The organism is Acinetobacter sp. YH12108, assembly GCF_013419055.1.
Taxonomy (GTDB): domain Bacteria; phylum Pseudomonadota; class Gammaproteobacteria; order Pseudomonadales; family Moraxellaceae; genus Acinetobacter.
Genome location: NZ_VPAW01000015.1, coordinates 78,134 through 95,076 on the forward strand (window position 1 = coordinate 78,134; position 16,943 = coordinate 95,076).

The following is a 16,943-nucleotide window of genomic DNA, read 5'->3' on the forward strand; positions in this document are numbered from 1 at the left end:
GTTATTTATTTTGCTAGAATAATAAGGCTTTCCCACAGCTTAACCAACACTTAGTTGATGAGCAAGGGAAAAAAATCCGCACGAAATGAGAACCCCATCAATGAATATGCTGCAACAGTCACGAAATCAGGTTTTAGCTCAGATCCAGTCCGCCTGCGCTCTGGCGGGGCGTGAGCCGGATTCGGTGCAACTTCTGGCCGTCTCCAAAACCCAGCCTAGCCCTGTGCTGGCAGAAATGTATCAGGCTGGTCAGCGTGCTTTTGGTGAAAACTATTTACAGGAAGCGCTGGAAAAAATCACGGCACTCAAAGACTTGGATATTGAGTGGCATTTTATCGGTCATGTGCAGCGCAACAAAACCAAACATCTGGCAGAAAATTTTGCCTGGGTGCATGGGGTAGATCGCCTGATTATTGCTGAACGTTTATCTAATCAGCGTAGTGATTCTCAAGCTGCGCTTAATATCTGTCTGCAAGTCAATATTGATGGGCAGGATAGCAAGGACGGTTGTCAGCCTGAGGAAGTGGCCGATCTAGTAGCACAGATCAGTCAATTACCGAATTTGCGCTTACGTGGTCTGATGGTCATTCCTGCGCCAGAAAATACTCAGGCTTTCGCAGATGCCAAAGCCTTGTTCGAGCAGGTCAAAAGCCAACATGCAAAACCTGAAGACTGGGATACTTTAAGTATGGGAATGTCTGCCGACATGACTGAGGCGATTGCAGCAGGTTCTACCATGGTACGTGTGGGAACTGCCTTGTTTGGTGCGCGTCCTAAAAAAGCGGACTGATGTATACAGACAATTGAGTTGTGGGAAAGCGTTATTGCAGAGTAGTTGATAACGCTTTTTTTCTTTGAGGTTCCAGCCATTTGGCCATAAGCCAGGCAAAGAAAATTAAGCTGCACATACTCATAAATAAAGATAAAACGGCACCCTCAAGACCGTGATCAAGCGTTGCAGGAAAGCAGCCTAGAATAAAAAGCAGTAAAGGGAAATGGGTGACATAAAGTGTATAGGAGAAATTTGCAGATTGAGGCCAAACTGGTTGATATTGGCTTTGTTGATGTTGCAGCTGCACAATCCAGCAGACAACGGCGAGTCCCATACACAGGTTAAACGGCACAAAATAATTTACACGATATAAGTCAGCCTGTTCAATGACATGAAACTGGTAAGCATCCGCACAGGCAATCATGAATGCCAAGCCAAAGAGCACTAATTTAACGAGTTGTAGTCGACTCAAAAAACGCAGCTGGATCTGCCGGAATGAACTGGCAAAGGCAACTAGCCAGAGCAGAAAATAAAACAGAAACTGAAAGTTCAGTAGAGAAAGCCCTAGAAGCAAGATAAAAAAGCCGATTTTAGCGATTTCAGAATCTTTTAAAAAAGGCAGAAATCCGGCCAGTACATAAAACCAGACTTCAAAGCTCAGGCTCCAGAGCGGCGCATTGGCAGATACCGTCGGTGTAATAAAGCCGTTGAGAAAGAATAAAGAACCTAAAAAATCCTGAGTGTCAATGTCATAGGCAGTCCGAATCATCATGCCAAAACTGTTCTGGAACTCATGGCTATGTGAAGCAAAAAATGTAGGTGCTAGCGCATATAGAATCAGACTGAAAGCGGATGCAAACAGAAAGGGCGGTAAAATGCGCCGATAACGCTGCCGTATATACTGCCGCAGATTAAAATTTTCATGTTGTTGGATGTTGTTCTGGATCGAAGTCCCGATTAAATAGCCACTGAGCACAAAAAAGATCATCACAGCAGCCTGGCCTAATAGACGTACCCAGGAATATAGGCTCAGATCAAAAGGTGCAATAAAGGCCTGAAAACTATGACTGAATAGCACCACAATAGCACTGATACCCCGTAAGCTCTCAAGCTGTAAGCTGAAATAGGGCGAGAGCTTGTTCGGGATAGAGTTCATGCTTTAACCTATAATCTGAATGGTACTGGCACCGGCACCGACCGGTTTAACCTGAATCTGAACCGGAATCCGTTCATGCATCTCCTGTACATGTGAAATTAGCACCACTTTACGGCCCTGACTCTGCAAATGATCCAGTGCATTCATGACCATATGTAAGGAAGCCGGGTCTAAAGTACCAAAACCTTCATCAATAAATAGCGATTCTAGTTTCATTGAGCCGGAAGCCATATTGGCAATCGCCAAGGCCAGAGCCAGAGAGACGAGGAAAGTTTCACCGCCAGAGAGTGACAGGACAGGCCGCACTTCACTGTTCATATCCAGATCAATAATCGCCAGACTCAAACTGTCTGGAATCCGGTACAGTTGATAACGCGGCGCCAGGGGTTGTAGTTGCTGATTAGCATATTCGACCAGAATATCCAGATGATGTTCCTGCGCGATTTTCTGGAATTTGGTGCCTTCCTTATGTCCGATCAGGTCATAGATCCGGCCCCAACGATATTCTTCAGCTTTGACCTGTTCAATCTGATGCTGGTAGCGTTGTAAGGTCGATTGGTTATTGGCATGTATTCTTAATTTGGTGGCTACCTCATTACAGGCATTTTCCTGTTCAGCTTTTTCCTGTGCCAGACTACTTAAGCGCAGTTCAACTTCTTCAAAGCTAAGTTCAGGCTTGGATTTCAAATGATGCTGATATTGTTCCTCCAGAATATCCCAAGCCGTTTTGGCATTTTCAACCGCCTGATGTTGTGCCTGTAATTGCTGGCGAATTTGCTGATGCTGTTGCAAGTCAATATTCAGGCAATGCTGGATATGCTCGGCATCAAACGCAGGATATGTATTTTGCCAGTCCTGAATAGATTGCTGGCATTGCTTGATCTGCTGTTCTAGTTGCTGAATCTGGGTGATGAAACTCTGTTTTTTCAGTTCAGCCTGTTGTAAACGCTGATCATGCTGCTGGGTCATCAGACTCTGTGCCCGTAACTGTTCATCCAACGCCTGTTGTTGTTGCTCCAAACGGTCACGCCATTCCTGTGCCTTAGGATAAATCTGTCCGGCATGGGTAAGGGTCAGATGGTTGAGCTGTTCACGTAGCGCTTTGCCCATATTCAGCGCCGTATCCATCTTTTGCTGTAACTGTCCATCATATTGCTGATGCAGGCTGAGCTGATCACGTGCCTTTTCAATCTGCTGGTTTAAGCTTTGCATGTGAGTCTCTAGGGTTTTGAATTCCTGAGTCTGTTTCTGACGTTGTTGCAGTTGGTGAGATAACTGCTGACAGCTTGATGAGGCATCAGTAATCCAGGATTTCTGCAAGGACTCAGGCAGTAGATTAAGAACCGGATGAATCATTTGTTCTAGCTGTAAATGCTGCTGCATGCTAAAACGTAGTTGATCCAGCTGTTGCTGTTGCTGACGCCACTGTTTCCAGTCACTTTGCTGATTTTGCAGGGTCTGGACTAGCTGCTGTTGTTCTTGTTGAAGTTGAAGCACATGCTGACCAAGCTGTTGCTGCAAATGATCTGTACTCTGGCTTAAATCCAACAGCAAATCAAATTGCTGAAGATCCTGATTTAATTGAACCTTCTGCTGTTGTAGTGTCGTATTGAGCTGACTGCTGCGTTGCTGATGTTGCTCAATTAAGGTTTGTAGTTGAGATTGCTGGATTTGTGCTTGCTGATATGCCTGAGTCAGTTGCTGTAGTTTTTTCTGAGCTTCCTGAAGCTGCTGATCATGTAATTGTTGCAAAGCATTTTCTAGCAGTTCCTGATGCTGTACAAAAGGATGCTCATGACTGCCACAGACCATACAAGGCTCATTTGGTTTCAGCTGTGCACGTAATTCCTGAACACTTTGTGCCTGTAATAAACGTTGCTGAGCCAGTACTTGTTGCAATTGTTCGAAGGCCTGTTCTGCTTCCTGACGTTGTTGCTGTAATTGAACCAGCTCAGTTTCTAGTTGCTTTAAACGATCATGATGGTTTTTTAAATCCCGGTTCAATTGTAGGCTTTCAGCTTCTAAGCCAGCCATTTGCTGTACGGTTCGCATTAAAGCTTCAAGCTTCGAATGCTGGGTACTGAGTTGCTGTTGTTGGGTCTGGAACTGTTGGATTTGCTGTTCAAGCTGGTCCAGATGAGTATAGCGCTGAGTGAGTTCCTGCAAGCTGGCAGATAAAGCCTGTTGCTGCTGTTCCAATTCAGTCCGGCTGGATTGGAAAAGTGCCGGGTGCTGCCGCATGAATTTCTGATGCAGTTCCTGATAATCCTGTAAGCGTTGTAAGGTTGCTTGTGGCTCGTCATCAAAAACCGCTAAGAAGCTATGTTGTTCCAGCTGCTTTTGAATCTGATGGTACTGAACCTGAACTTGTTGCAAATGCTGCTCAGTCTGCACCAGTTGATTCTGAACAGGCTGAATCTGCTGGGTTCTATAGGTCTGCTGTTCGGCTAAAAGCTGCTTATACTGCTCGCCAATCGACAGCATTTCATGATCCAGCTTGAGTCCCTGATCCAGATAAGGCTTGATCTTCTGGAACTCTTGTTGCTGCTGTTGTTGCTGTTGCTGAATATGCTGCAACTTGTGCTGTTCGCTATCACGTTGCTGTTGAACTGCTGTGAATTCGGCAACAAAGTTTTGCTGCTCAATCAGTAAATAGCTACGCTGCTTTTGAAACTGCTGTTGCTGGACAAACTGTTCCCGAATCTGCTGAAACTGGTCCAGTTGATCTAATAACTGTTTTTGCGGTGCCATCTTCTGTTCAGCATCCAGTTGAACCGTATAGATTTCTTTTTTTGCCTGAATTTCAGTATAAAGATAATGCTGCTGGCGATGCCATTTCAGGTCATTTTCCAGTACCTTTTCACTCTGGTTTAGATGCTCAACCACCTGTTTTAAAGTCGTGTGTTGCTGCTGTAAGGCAGAAATATCTTCTTCAGATAACAGTTCCAGATGACCGATTAATTTTTCCAAGTCAGCACGTTTTTGTTTTACTTCACTATGTTTTTCAAATGCTTTTTGGCTGACCAGACTGAAAATCTGAGAATTGGTCAGATATTCAAGTAGATCAGCACGTTCATTATCTTTGGCTTTTAGAAAGGCACCAACCTCAGACTGTGCTAGTAGAACCGCACGGGTAAACTGCTCGAAACTCAAGCCGACCAGTTTTTCAATCAGCGGCGTGCATTCAGAAATTTTCTGGTTCAACACACGTTGATCATCCAGACAGGTAATGGCACGATCGACCTTTAAATTACCATCCACTTTCTGCCGGGCACGACGAATTTCCCAGCGTGCCGTATAGCGTTTCTGGTCTAAGGCAATAAACTCAAGCTCGGCAAAACCCTGTACGCAGCCACGACGAAGAATATTTTTGGAATCCTTGATCGAGACATCCTGTCCGCCGGCATCTTTCAGACTACCTGTGGCACCTTTTAAACGTGGAATTTCGTTGTACAGCGCCAGACACATGGCATCGAGCAGGGTGGATTTTCCAGCACCGGTTTTTCCGGTAATCGCAATCAGTCCGGCATGTGCCAGAGGATTTGATTCAAAATCAATATGATGCGTACCAGCGAGAGAGGCGAGGTTATTTAGGCTCAGACGGATAATTTTCATGGCTGATCCTAAGCTTGTTGTTTTTGTGCAAGTTCATGTTGGGCTTCGACCAATAACTGCTGAAAATCCTGCTGCACCGAATGATCCTGGCTATAGCCCATTTTTTCCCAGATATTGAAAAACAGTGATTCAGGTGTTGGAGGTGCCAAGTCAATTTTAGAGCTATCAGCCTGATCTTCTGCCTGACGTTGATAAATCCGGCTGATGCGTAGCAGACGATAACGATCTGGTGGCAGTGCCTGTTCAATCTGCTGACGTAAATCTACCGGTGGCGGTGCATCGGTAGTGTATTCAATTTCCAGAAAATGTCGTGCTGCCAGATGCTCAATTTCCCCAGTCGGCAGTGCTTTTACTTTGCTGAGCAGATTTTCCAGATTTTCTCGAATTCTAAATAGCTCGACAGTACGAGGAACTTTCAGCGCTTCAAACTGAAAACGCTGTTCAGCATTTTGTTCAGGATCGATTCTGACTTCAACAACCTGATGCGAATAGTTGATCTCACTAAAGGATAGGGGAATCGGGGAGCCACTATAGCGAATATGCGGCTGACCGACTTTCTGCGGTTTATGCAGATGTCCCAGAGCGACATAGTCAATGACTTCATCAAATAGCGCCGTTGAGAGAGCCTCTTCATTGCCGACGATAATTGGACGTTCCGAATCGGAAGTTTCACCGCCTTGCATATGTGCATGTGACATAAGAATCAGTGCCTGATGTGGCTGCTTACGTGCTTTGGCTTCGGCAATCAACTGTTGGTGCAGATAGCTGATGGCATTCTGGCTATTATGGGTATGTTCATTAATACCGGTAATTTCGGCACTGCGCAAATAAGGTAGAGTTAGGCACCAGGCAATAATCTCTTGCTGCTGGTCATAAATCGGAACCAGCAAACGATCCAGATCAAGACCATTGTCCGCAGTCCGGCCGACAATACCCACCGCTTTGGCATTGAATTTAGTGAGTAAAGGCTGAACCTGTTCAATCCGGTAACCTGAATCATGGTTGCCGGCAATCATCAGGGTTTGCATATGCGGTGCCAGCTCATGAGCATCGGCAAGGAATTGATAAAGCTGTCTTTGGGCACTGGAAGCGGGATTGATGACATCAAAAATATCACCAGCAATCAGTAGGGCATGTGGCTGTTTTTCCTTGATTTGTTCAAGAAGCCATTTCAGGAATTGTGCATGTTCAAATTCACGGTCATGGTTATGGAAAAATTGTCCCAAATGCCAATCAGAAGTATGTAGAAAATGAACTGCCATGTATACCCACCTTTATTTTTGCCTTCCTACTATAGAAAAAAGCCCAGCTAAAAATCTACTTGAAAAAAATATTTTGATCTATTTCATTGCTACCCGTCATTAAAACTATTTTCAGCGTAGTTTTGAATATAAGAATAATACTTGTAAAATCAATAAAATGTGATGTTCATATATAAAGTATTGAATACAGCATTTTTATTTTAAATCTTACTTCAGGCATTTTTCATAACATCTGAATAGCAGAACCAATATTTTTATAAAAATTGCTAAAAACAGACTTGAAAAACTACAGGTAATCATTATTTTATGCTGCATAAGAAGCTGATAAAGATTTGCAGGCGAATTGCTAAAAACGGTTCGTCCAAAAAATAAAAACCGACGATTCGAGTGATGATGAAATCGTCGGTCAAAGATTTGTGTATAGTGAAAATTTTGGCTGCTATTCAAAATTTTCTAAAACACTGGACTTATTGCTTTAGCAAAGAGAACGAAAATTTGTGGATGCCAGTCCAAATTTCCGAACCTTGTACCCTATATAACGTCAGCATCTCGCTTTAGGTTGACAATAAAATGAAAAAAAAATTAATTTTTTTTATACTAGTTGATTAATCGTCCTTGAGTCCTGCTAATGGTGCCTCTAACTCGCTATTTTCTCTGGTTTTTTTTCTTATGCTTTGTTTTTACCTGCATTTGCGGGGTTGTAGCGGCGTTAATGCCGACTGGCATGGGCGCAGTATTAACCATTGTGCCTTATCTGGTGGCGATGATCTGGGTACTATTTAAATTTTTAAAAAAGGAGCAACGGGCGCCCACCCAGGCAGAGCGTAAAAAGTTTACCTTAGGATTCAGCCTGATTTATTGGGGTTATAACCTGGTGTTTTTAATTCTAGGGATTGCTATTGCGACGCGTTCCAATCCGAATGCCTGGCAGGACTTTTTACTGTACCTGCAACAGCCACAATTTATGAGCATTGTCGTGATCATGTTCCTGCTCATCGCGATTCCGCTCTATCTGCTGACCTACTGGTTTTATGGCAAACAGGCACAGCGTATGGCAACAAAAATGTTTGGCTAAAACTTCCTATGCTTTATATCAAAATCGTTAAGATTAAATTCAAGATGCTAAATCAGGCTATATAGAAAATTAGAAGTTTTCTGTATGGCATGATGAGACAATTTTGCATTCATCGACCCATATCACTTTCCCGAATATTCTGATTCATAAGTGACGTATAATTTGAGCAATACAATAATAATGGCACAGAATAACCATGTATAAACCTGTAGTCCTCATGACAGGCGCCAGCGGTTTTATTGGCAGCCATCTGGTGAAATTTTTACTGGCTCGTGATTATGCCGTGATCGGCCTGACCCGGCAGAAAAAATTGCGAGAAGAGCATCCTGATTTTCACTGGATTAATAATCTGGAAGAATTGAAAAATCATCAGATTGACTATGTGATTAATCTGGCTGGTGAAAGTATCGGTCAGGGTCGCTGGACAGCCGCCCGCAAAAAGAAATTGCTGGACAGTCGGCTAAATACCACCAGGCAGTTATATGACTATCTAGAGAAAAATCAGATTAAGCCCAAACGTATTATTTCGACTTCAGCGGTCGGCTACTATGGAATCGATCTGCAAGAACACTGGGAGACGGTGTGTACTGAACAAAGTCCACCACAATCCATTTTTATGTCAGAACTGTGTGAGAAATGGGAAAAACTGGCCTTGTCCTATACCGGGCAGGACACCAAAATTGTTCGCTTTGCTGTGGTGTTTGGTCAAGGAGGCGGGATTCTTCCGCAGATGTTATTGCCAATTAAGCTGAATATATTTGGCCGGATTGGTCATGGGCGTCAGCCGGTGACCTGGGTACATCTACAGGATGTCATGCGGGCGATCGAATTTCTGATGCAGCAGCCGACCCAGCAACAGGTATTTAATGTGGTGGCACCTGAAAAAGTCAGTCAGGCGCAATTTGTCCGGATCGCAGCACAGGTGCTGAAGCGTAAACCTTTATTACCGTTACCAGCTTGCAGTATGAAAATGATGCTAGGTGAACAGTCACAACTGATTCTGAATGGTCAATATGTCCAGCCCAAAGCTTTGCAGGAAGCCGGATTTGAATTTAGCTATCCGACCCTGAAAGAAGCCTTGATTGAAATTTTAAACCGTTAAAGAGTGCGGCTGTAAACGCTGTACCGGACTATAAGGCTGTGGATCTACGATGGTCGGTTGTTCCAGGATTAACTGAGACAGCAATTTTCCAGAAGCAGCACCCATACATAAGCCATTACGGAACTGGCCAAAATTGGTCCAGAGATTGTTCAGATGCGGAATTTTGCCGATATAGGGAATGCCATCCGGGGAGCTTGGTCGTAGACCAGCCCACTGTTTCACAATTGGGAAATCAGCCAGCTCCGGTACCATTTCCAGGCAGGCTTCCAAAATATCCTGACGGATTTCAGCAGAAGGCGAAGTATCAAAACCGACCTGACGCATGCTGGAACCACACAGTACATGACCATCACGACGTGGAATCAGATACATGACCTTGTTCATGCACATGGTTGGTAGCCAGTTTTCTGGTGTGTTAAACAGCAACATCTGGCCTTGAACCGGATGAACTGGAATGTCCAGACCGAGCTGTTCAGACCAGCGTGCAGACCATGCACCGGTGGCAATGACGAACTGATCTGCTTTAAAGCTCAGGCCATTTTTAGTGGAAACACTGTGTACATGATCTTGCTGGATATTTAGCTGACTAATATTGCAATGCTCTTGCCAAGTGACACGCGGATGCTGTTTAAGGTAAGCAATAATGGACTGTAACAGTCGCGGATTGCGGATATTGGAGAGTTCTGGGAAGTAGATCGCCTGTTTGAATTTTAGATCTACTTTACTATTAATCTGCTGAATCTGAGGCTGATCCAGGTATTCGGCATGTTGCTGCGGATCTTGATATTGCTCGGCATAGTGTAATCCAATCTCAAAATCAGATTCATCAAAAATCAGCATACCGGTTTCGTGAATCTGGAAATCAATGCCAGTCACCGGTTGCAGTTTCTGGTTCCATTCCTGATACAACGGTTTGGCATGGCGGGCGAGGGCATTAACGGCATTAGGATAACGCCAAGGATACATTGGGGAGAGGATACCACCTCCGGCCCAAGAGGCTGCCTGTCCAGCCGCTTGCTGATCGAAAATCGTAATAGAACATCCCTGTTCAAGCAATTCCAGAGCTGACATCAAACCGGTGATGCCTGCTCCGATAATGGCGATATGCATTGCGCCAAGGTCCTTCTATTTTATTTCATGTTTTTCAGTTTGAGCGCCGCTTCTTCCGCAAAGTAGGTCCAGATACCATCTGCACCGGCACGGCGGCAGCACATCAGGGACTCAAGAATCACGCTATCAGATAACCAGCCATTCTGAATCGCAGCAGCCAGCATGGCATATTCACCACTAACCTGATAAATAAAGGTAGGTACACCGAAGGTATCTTTGACTTCACGAACCACATCCAGATAAGGCATACCCGGTTTAACAATCACCATATCTGCACCTTCCTGGATATCGAGAGCAATTTCATGCAGTGCCTCGGCACGGTTAGCGAAATCCATTTGGTAATTGTATTTATTGCCGCCTTTCAGGTTGCTGGCAGAACCAACCGCATCACGGAATGGACCGTAGAAACTAGACGCATATTTGGCTGAATAAGCCATAATAGAGGTATAGATATGGCCATTCTGTTCAAAGGCCTGACGAATTGCACCGATGCGGCCATCCATCATGTCACTTGGCGCGACAATATCAGCACCGGCTTCGGCATGGCTTAAAGTCTGCTTGATCAGTGCTTCAACCGTTTCATCATTCAGCACGTAACCGGTTTCATCAATGATGCCATCCTGGCCATGCGTGGTATAAGGGTCTAGCGCGCCATCAGTGATCAGCACCATTTCCGGTAATTCTTTTTTCAGCAGGCGAACGGTCTTCTGTACCAGACCATCTTCATGCCAAGCGGCTTCTGCAGTCAGACTTTTATCTTCTTGTGGTGTGACTGGGAACAGCGCCAGCTTATTGACACCCAGTTCCAGCAAACGTTCTGATTTTTTTAACAACAAGTCAGCAGACAGGCGCTGCACATTTGGCATACTTGGAATGTCTTGGGTCTGGTTTTGTCCCGGCAGCACAAATACTGGATAAATCAAGTGATCAGCACTGAGATGGGTTTCACGTACCATAGAACGTAAATGCTCATTTTTACGAATACGACGCATGCGAGTTGCAGGAAACGCGGGACGATTGAACGTATAGGTCATAAAAATCTCAGTAATCAGTATTAAACTAGGCCCCTATTGTAGCCCTATCTGAATTTTTTGGGCATAAATTAGCGGTTTTTTATTGTTGTAGCTTCGGGCAGACTTATGACTAAGACAGAAAGAAATTGGACAGGTAATATACATTTAGGTGCAAAAGTGGATATTGAAGTGGTCTTAAACCAGTTGGTACACGCTTTTAATACCTCTCCTTTTTTTAAGCATAATGGCATGACCATGCGGGTGGTCGATGGTCAGATCGAAGCATATGTTGAAATGCAGGATTTCATGATTGGCAATGTGGCATTTCAGATTCTGCATGGTGGTCTTGCAGCGACCATACTCGACAGTATTGGCGGAATTGTGGCGATGGGTGAGCTGTATAAGAAAGCCGAACCGGAAACTATTGCCGATACGATTAAAAAGGTATCACGTCTGGCGACGGTAGATATGCGCGTGGATTATCTGGCGCCCGGTCGTGGCAAATATTTTACTGCCCGTGCAGAAACCTTACGTTTGGGGCGTAAGGGTTGCACCATGCGTATGACCATGGTCAATGATGATGACAAGCCAATTGCTACAGCGATTGCTTCATATGCCTATTAATTAAGTTTATCTCCTCAATCCTGGCTTACTCTGAGCCCGAGCTAAGCCCTTATTCCTGGAATAGGGGCTTAGTTTTTTAAACTTCCGAGTAATATTTTTTTGCATATTTTCTAATTTTTATTATTAGAATGCATGAAAATTAAATTAATACGGCTTTCTCATTTTACCCATTGATCAATAAACGGGATATGAATCTATACATTCATGTCAGTGCTGGTCAGTGTGGCTGCGTGACCAAGTCTGTTGGATTTAGGAAAAAAAATCAATGACAGATGTACAAGACACCCTGCCAGAAAACGCATCAGATACAACTTCGGATCAAGCTTTAAAAAATAAACGTAAAAAAGCCCTGAGTATTGTTGCCCTCCTTATGGTGATTGCACTGGTGCTGTTTCTGGTGTGGAAATTCTTTCTGAACAATTCAGTCAGTACTGAAAATGCTTATGTCGGTGCTGAAACGGCTTCTATCACGTCTATGGTGAGTGGCCAGATTGCTGAAGTACTTGTCCATGATACCCAAGCGGTCAAACAGGGCGATATCCTGGCCAAAATCGATGACCGTGATGCCAAAATTGCAGTGGCTCAGGCACGTGCAGAACTGACCAAAGCCAAGCGCCAGTACAAACAGACTGCGGCCAATAGCGGGGCTTTAAGCTCACAGATTGGGGTTAGTGATGATGCAATTCGCAGTGCCGAAGCCCAGCTGGCTCAGGCTCAGGCAGCCTTACATAAAGCACAAGATGAATATACGCGTCGTGAAAAACTCAGTGCGAGCGGTGCAGTGTCTAAAGAAGAACTCAGTACAGCACAATCTGCATTGGATACGGCCAAAGCTGGCGTAGCTTCTGCTGAAGCGGGTCTGGCACAAGCAAGATCCAGCCAGAAAGCCGCACAAAGCAATTTAGCGGCGAATGAAGCCTTGATTCAAGGCGCGAATGAAAATTCGACTCCTGATGTACTTGTGGCTGAAGCCAAACTGAAACAGGCCGAGCTAGACTTAGAACGTACTGTAATTAAAGCACCTTTTGATGGGGTGGTTTCACGCCGTTCAATTCAGGTGGGTCAACGTGTTGCGCCAGGTACAATGCTGATGATGGTCGTACCAGTAGATCAGCTCTATGTTGATGCCAATTTCAAAGAAAGCCAGCTGGAAAAAGTCCGTGTGGGGCAGAAAGCTGAACTGACGTCTGATCTGTATGGTAAATCGGTGAAATATCACGGTACCGTGGTGGGCTTCTCTGGTGGTACAGGTTCAGCGTTTGCTCTGATTCCGGCTCAGAATGCCACAGGCAACTGGATTAAGGTGGTACAGCGTTTACCAGTGCGTATCCAGCTAGATCCGAAAGAACTAGCCGAGCATCCGCTACGTGTGGGTCTGTCGATGGAAGCTGAAATCCACTTCAAGAAGTAATTCCCGATGAATAAATATGTTCCATATGGGAATCTGACTGGCGGCAAGCTGATGCTGGCAGCCTTTGTGCTGGCATTAGCCAATTTCATGGTCGTGCTGGACATGACCATTGCCAATGTCTCGGTGCCGCATATTACCGGTAGTCTGGCAGTGTCCAGCTCGCAAGGCACCTGGGTCATTACGTCTTATGCAGTCGCAGAAGCGATCTGTGTACCTTTGACAGGATGGCTGGCGGGTCGCTTTGGTAGCGTACGCCTGTTTGGTGTCTGCCTGCTGGGTTTTACCATTTTTTCGATTCTATGCGGGATTTCTACCAGTCTGGAAATGCTGGTGTTTTGCCGGATCGGGCAGGGGTTGTTCGGTGGCCCAATCATGCCGCTAAGCCAGACTTTATTACTGCGAATTTTCCCACCTGAAAAACAATCCCAAGCGATGGGGATGTGGGCAATGACCACCGTTGTCGGTCCAATTCTCGGTCCAATTCTCGGCGGTACGATTAGTGATAACCTGTCTTGGCACTGGATTTTCTTTATTAATATCCCGGTGGGTTTGTTCTGCGGTCTGGCTGCATTGAAGCTATTAAAACCAGCAGAAACTGAAACCAATACTTTGAAGATTGATAAAGGTGGTTTGTTCTTACTGATTCTTTGGATTGGTGCGCTGCAATTAATGTTAGATCTCGGTCATGAACATGACTGGTTTAGCAGTTCCTTTATTGGGACCTTGGCGGTGCTTGCCATAGTCGGTTTAATCATCTTTACCATCTGGGAACTGACCGAACGGCATCCGATTGTAGATATCCGGATCTTCCGATATCGCGGGTTTACCTTTGCTGTGCTGTCATTGGCCTTTGCCTTCGGTGCCTTCTTTTCCAGTATTGTACTGATTCCACAGTGGGTGCAAATTAATCTGGGTTATACGGCCACTTGGGCAGGTTATTTAACCGCAACCATGGGTTTTGGTAGCCTGTTGATGTCACCGATTGTGGCGAAGATGGCGACCAAATATGATCAGCGCATTCTGGCCAGTTTCGGTTTGACCTTGCTCGCCGTTGTGACTTTGATGCGGGCATTCTGGACTACGGATGCTGATTTTATGGCATTGGCCTGGCCACAGATTCTGCAAGGTTTTGCGGTGCCATTCTTCTTCATTCCACTCTCCAATATGGCATTGGCCTCAGTCCAGCCTCAGGAAATGGCTTCAGCGGCTGGTTTGATGAACTTTCTGCGGACCATGGCTGGAGCGATCGGAGCTTCAATTGCAGTCACGATCTGGGATGATCATAGTAAAGTGGCCCGCAGTGAGCTGGTCGGTAAACTGAATGTCGAAGAAACCCAGAATACCTTAATGGCACAGGGCATGAGTTCGGACAGTGCCTTGGGTTATATTTCCAGTCTGGTGGATAAAGAAGCATTAACGCTGTCTGCTAATCACCTATTTTTGATTTTGGCGATGGTTTTTATTTTTGCTGCTTTAATCGTCTGGTTGGCACCACGACCCAAAGCGGGTGTGGGTGGAATGCCATCACATTAATATTTTCCAACATAAAAAACCGCTAACTATTTAGCGGTTTTTTTCGATCTTATAAATCTGATTTGGCCCGTTTCAAAGCATTTTGCCATTTGGCTAAATGTGCTTCACGTTCATCATTCTGCATTTTTGGTTCAAAGGCCCGGTCTAGCTGCCAGGACTGAGAGATTTCATCAAGGCTGGAAAATACGCCAGATTTTAAACCAGCCATCGCTGCTGCACCCCAAGCGGTGGATTCCAGCATTTTTGGACGCATGACAGGAACATTTAGCAGGTCAGCCTGGAACTGCATCAGCATATCATTACAGCTGGCGCCACCATCGACGCGTAGTTCTTTTAAAGGATGGGCAATATCCGATTGCATCGCAGTCAATACATCGGAGACCTGAAAGGCAATCGATTCCAGCGCGGCGCGGGCAATATGGGCCTTATTGGTTCCTCGTGACATGCCACAAAGCAGGGCACGGGCTTCACTATCCCAATGCGGTGCACCCAATCCGGTAAAAGCAGGAACTAAGACCACGCCGTCAGTATCTTCAACTTTACAGGCCAACTTCTCTATATCACTGCTTTTTTGAATGATGCCAAGCCCATCACGTAGCCATTGCACCACTGCACCGGCCATAAAAACACTACCTTCTAAGGCATAACTGGTCTGTTCCTGTGCCTGCCAGGCGAGGGTAGAAAGCAATTTATTCTGGCTGAGCTGAATGTCATGGCCGGTATTAAATAGCATAAAACAGCCAGTGCCATAGGTATTTTTTGCCATACCGGGTTCGAAACAAGACTGGCCAAACAAGGCAGATTGCTGATCACCCAGAATGCCGGTAATGGGAATGGTGGCTCCTAACAAACCCGGTGCTGTATCTGCAATATGACAATCGGAACTGATGATTCGTGGCAGGACTGAAGCAGGGATATTAAATAGGTCTAGTAGTTCCTCATCCCAGCGTTGAGTATGCAGATTCATCAACATGGTACGGGACGCATTACTGGCTTCGATGATATGCTCGGCACCTTGAGTCAGGTTCCAGATCAGCCAGCTATCAATAGTGCCAAAAGCGACATGACCTTGTTCTGCAAGTTCACGTAAGCCATCCACATGTTCCAATAACCAGACCAGCTTGCCAGCACTGAAATAAGGATCAATCCGTAGCCCGGTTTTTTGTTGTACCTGATCCATCTGGCCTTGCTGTATCAGCTGATTACACCAGTCTGTTGCACGACGATCCTGCCAGATAATCGCTGGTGCAAGAGGCTTCCCATTACGACAATCCCATACCACAGTCGTTTCACGCTGGTTGGTCAGGCCAATCGCTTTAATATCTTTGGCCAGAATCCGGGCAGTAGCAAGCGCCTGTTGTACCACTGCAATTTGCGAGCTCCAGATTTCCTGTGCATCCTGTTCGACCCAGCCGGAATGTGGGGTCTGAATATGGGTTTCGCGTTGAGCTGTTGCCTGAATCTGTCCGTGTTCATTAAAGATGATTGCACGGCTAGATGTCGTTCCCTGGTCGAGTGCCAATAAATAGCTCATAATTTTTTTAAATGCTGACTTGAATTATGAAATATTAGCGCAATTATGTAATCAGGCGCATTCAAAAGTGTATTTGTGTAGAAAATGCATCGTATTTTTTGCCAGTTATGCTATGATGAGCTTGTACTTTGGGGATGTTCTTGGCTTCGACGCCGATGATGAAACTCATAGATGCATGCCGAGAGCGCATTTTCTCTCGTAAATAAAATTTGCATTTAAATAGTCGCAAACGACGAAACTTACGCTCTAGCAGCCTAAGGGCTGCTTGTCCGCATCTCTGAATACTTGTGGTTAGAGATCCCGACTGAAGCGAACGCACACAAGTCCGTATAGAGTCAAGCCTCGGGGCTTTATACCAAATCTAGAGGATCGCACCTTGAACCCTGTTCGTCGGGTCTCTTGGTGTTAAAACAATAGACGATATCTAAGCATGTAGTATTCTCGAGCGTAGTGTTGGCGGACGCGGGTTCAACTCCCGCCATCTCCACCAAAATTCTTGTTATAAATCAGCCACTTATATAAGTGGCTTTTTTATTGGCTACATGTTTATTTTAAGCGTTTACCAAATTCAGTTTAAGATGAAAAAGTTTTTTAATATTAGCTGATTACTAGACCTCTTTCATAAATCATTTTTTGCTCAGTTCCAAGTTGTAGATTCCAGCGATTAAATTGAATCTCAAACCAAGCCTTTTACCTCTATTTCGATAACGCTCAGCAAGGATTTTGAAGGTTTTCA

Annotated in this window: 12 protein-coding genes, 1 other RNA gene and 1 pseudogene; 7 read left to right on the forward strand and 7 right to left on the reverse strand. The window is 45.1% G+C overall.

Annotated elements, in window-relative coordinates; genetic code table 11:
• Positions 1 to 100 precede the first annotated feature (100 nt).
• Positions 101 to 790 (forward strand): YggS family pyridoxal phosphate-dependent enzyme, encoded by a 690-nt coding sequence (locus tag FTU46_RS10940; RefSeq protein WP_180104964.1) that lies wholly within the window; start codon positions 101 to 103, stop codon positions 788 to 790.
• Between the two features lie 31 nt (positions 791 to 821).
• Here FTU46_RS10940 and FTU46_RS10945 read toward each other — a convergent pair whose 3' ends face one another.
• Genes FTU46_RS10945 through FTU46_RS10955 form a run of 3 tightly spaced genes read right to left on the reverse strand, consistent with a single transcriptional unit; the run spans position 822 to position 6,805 of the window.
• Positions 822 to 1,928 (reverse strand): acyltransferase family protein, encoded by a 1,107-nt coding sequence (locus tag FTU46_RS10945; protein WP_180104965.1) that lies wholly within the window; start codon positions 1,926 to 1,928, stop codon positions 822 to 824.
• A 3-nt stretch (positions 1,929 to 1,931) separates the two neighbouring features.
• On the reverse strand, positions 1,932 to 5,543 hold the full coding sequence (locus FTU46_RS10950) for an AAA family ATPase (RefSeq protein WP_180104966.1): 3,612 nt from the start codon (positions 5,541 to 5,543) through the stop codon (positions 1,932 to 1,934).
• 8 nt (positions 5,544 to 5,551) lie between these two features.
• A complete protein-coding gene (locus FTU46_RS10955) occupies positions 5,552 to 6,805 on the reverse strand; it encodes an exonuclease SbcCD subunit D C-terminal domain-containing protein (RefSeq protein WP_180104967.1) in 1,254 nt (417 codons plus the stop codon).
• Positions 6,806 to 7,433: 628 nt separating this feature from the next.
• Here FTU46_RS10955 and FTU46_RS10960 point away from each other — a divergent pair.
• Together FTU46_RS10960 and FTU46_RS10965 are read left to right on the forward strand one after the other, a co-directional pair.
• Positions 7,434 to 7,880, forward strand: coding sequence for an ABZJ_00895 family protein (locus tag FTU46_RS10960; RefSeq protein WP_180104968.1), 447 nt, complete (start codon positions 7,434 to 7,436; stop codon positions 7,878 to 7,880).
• A 196-nt stretch (positions 7,881 to 8,076) separates the two neighbouring features.
• Positions 8,077 to 8,982 (forward strand): TIGR01777 family oxidoreductase, encoded by a 906-nt coding sequence (locus FTU46_RS10965; protein WP_180104969.1) that lies wholly within the window; start codon positions 8,077 to 8,079, stop codon positions 8,980 to 8,982.
• Here the strand turns inward: FTU46_RS10965 and thiO are convergent.
• Together thiO and hemB are read right to left on the reverse strand one after the other, a co-directional pair.
• A complete protein-coding gene (gene thiO, locus FTU46_RS10970; RefSeq protein WP_180104970.1) occupies positions 8,971 to 10,092 on the reverse strand; it encodes a glycine oxidase ThiO in 1,122 nt (373 codons plus the stop codon). The genes FTU46_RS10965 and thiO overlap by 12 nt on opposite strands.
• A gap of 20 nt (positions 10,093 to 10,112) precedes the next feature.
• On the reverse strand, positions 10,113 to 11,126 hold the full coding sequence (hemB, locus tag FTU46_RS10975) for a porphobilinogen synthase (protein ID WP_180104971.1): 1,014 nt from the start codon (positions 11,124 to 11,126) through the stop codon (positions 10,113 to 10,115).
• Positions 11,127 to 11,231: 105 nt separating this feature from the next.
• On the opposite strand from hemB, the gene FTU46_RS10980 reads away from it, so the two are divergent.
• From FTU46_RS10980 to FTU46_RS10990, 3 genes are all read left to right on the forward strand, one after another.
• Positions 11,232 to 11,729, forward strand: coding sequence for a thioesterase family protein (locus FTU46_RS10980; protein WP_180104972.1), 498 nt, complete (start codon positions 11,232 to 11,234; stop codon positions 11,727 to 11,729).
• A gap of 265 nt (positions 11,730 to 11,994) precedes the next feature.
• Positions 11,995 to 13,140 (forward strand): HlyD family efflux transporter periplasmic adaptor subunit, encoded by a 1,146-nt coding sequence (locus FTU46_RS10985; RefSeq protein ID WP_180104973.1) that lies wholly within the window; start codon positions 11,995 to 11,997, stop codon positions 13,138 to 13,140.
• A gap of 6 nt (positions 13,141 to 13,146) precedes the next feature.
• Positions 13,147 to 14,673: a DHA2 family efflux MFS transporter permease subunit gene (locus tag FTU46_RS10990; RefSeq protein WP_166138796.1), complete on the forward strand. Its 1,527-nt coding sequence runs from the start codon at positions 13,147 to 13,149 to the stop codon at positions 14,671 to 14,673.
• Positions 14,674 to 14,722: 49 nt separating this feature from the next.
• Here FTU46_RS10990 and glpK read toward each other — a convergent pair whose 3' ends face one another.
• Positions 14,723 to 16,207, reverse strand: coding sequence for a glycerol kinase GlpK (gene glpK, locus FTU46_RS10995; protein WP_180002430.1), 1,485 nt, complete (start codon positions 16,205 to 16,207; stop codon positions 14,723 to 14,725).
• Positions 16,208 to 16,337: 130 nt separating this feature from the next.
• On the opposite strand from glpK, the gene ssrA reads away from it, so the two are divergent.
• Positions 16,338 to 16,697: a transfer-messenger RNA gene (ssrA, locus tag FTU46_RS11000) on the forward strand.
• Between the two features lie 136 nt (positions 16,698 to 16,833).
• Here ssrA and FTU46_RS11005 read toward each other — a convergent pair.
• Positions 16,834 to 16,943, reverse strand: a pseudogene (locus FTU46_RS11005) (IS5/IS1182 family transposase); the annotation flags it as partial.

Bases quoted from the DNA above. Each gene is read 5' to 3' on its own strand.
- FTU46_RS10940 (WP_180104964.1), top strand. From the start codon at position 101: ATGAATATGCTGCAACAGTCACGAAATCAGGTTTTAGCTCAGATCCAG.
- FTU46_RS10945 (WP_180104965.1), bottom strand. From the start codon at position 1,928: ATGAACTCTATCCCGAACAAGCTCTCGCCCTATTTCAGCTTACAGCTT.
- FTU46_RS10950 (WP_180104966.1), bottom strand. From the start codon at position 5,543: ATGAAAATTATCCGTCTGAGCCTAAATAACCTCGCCTCTCTCGCTGGT.
- FTU46_RS10955 (WP_180104967.1), bottom strand. From the start codon at position 6,805: ATGGCAGTTCATTTTCTACATACTTCTGATTGGCATTTGGGACAATTT.
- FTU46_RS10960 (WP_180104968.1), top strand. From the start codon at position 7,434: ATGGTGCCTCTAACTCGCTATTTTCTCTGGTTTTTTTTCTTATGCTTT.
- FTU46_RS10965 (WP_180104969.1), top strand. From the start codon at position 8,077: ATGTATAAACCTGTAGTCCTCATGACAGGCGCCAGCGGTTTTATTGGC.
- thiO (WP_180104970.1), bottom strand. From the start codon at position 10,092: ATGCATATCGCCATTATCGGAGCAGGCATCACCGGTTTGATGTCAGCT.
- hemB (WP_180104971.1), bottom strand. From the start codon at position 11,126: ATGACCTATACGTTCAATCGTCCCGCGTTTCCTGCAACTCGCATGCGT.
- FTU46_RS10980 (WP_180104972.1), top strand. From the start codon at position 11,232: ATGACTAAGACAGAAAGAAATTGGACAGGTAATATACATTTAGGTGCA.
- FTU46_RS10985 (WP_180104973.1), top strand. From the start codon at position 11,995: ATGACAGATGTACAAGACACCCTGCCAGAAAACGCATCAGATACAACT.
- FTU46_RS10990 (WP_166138796.1), top strand. From the start codon at position 13,147: ATGAATAAATATGTTCCATATGGGAATCTGACTGGCGGCAAGCTGATG.
- glpK (WP_180002430.1), bottom strand. From the start codon at position 16,207: ATGAGCTATTTATTGGCACTCGACCAGGGAACGACATCTAGCCGTGCA.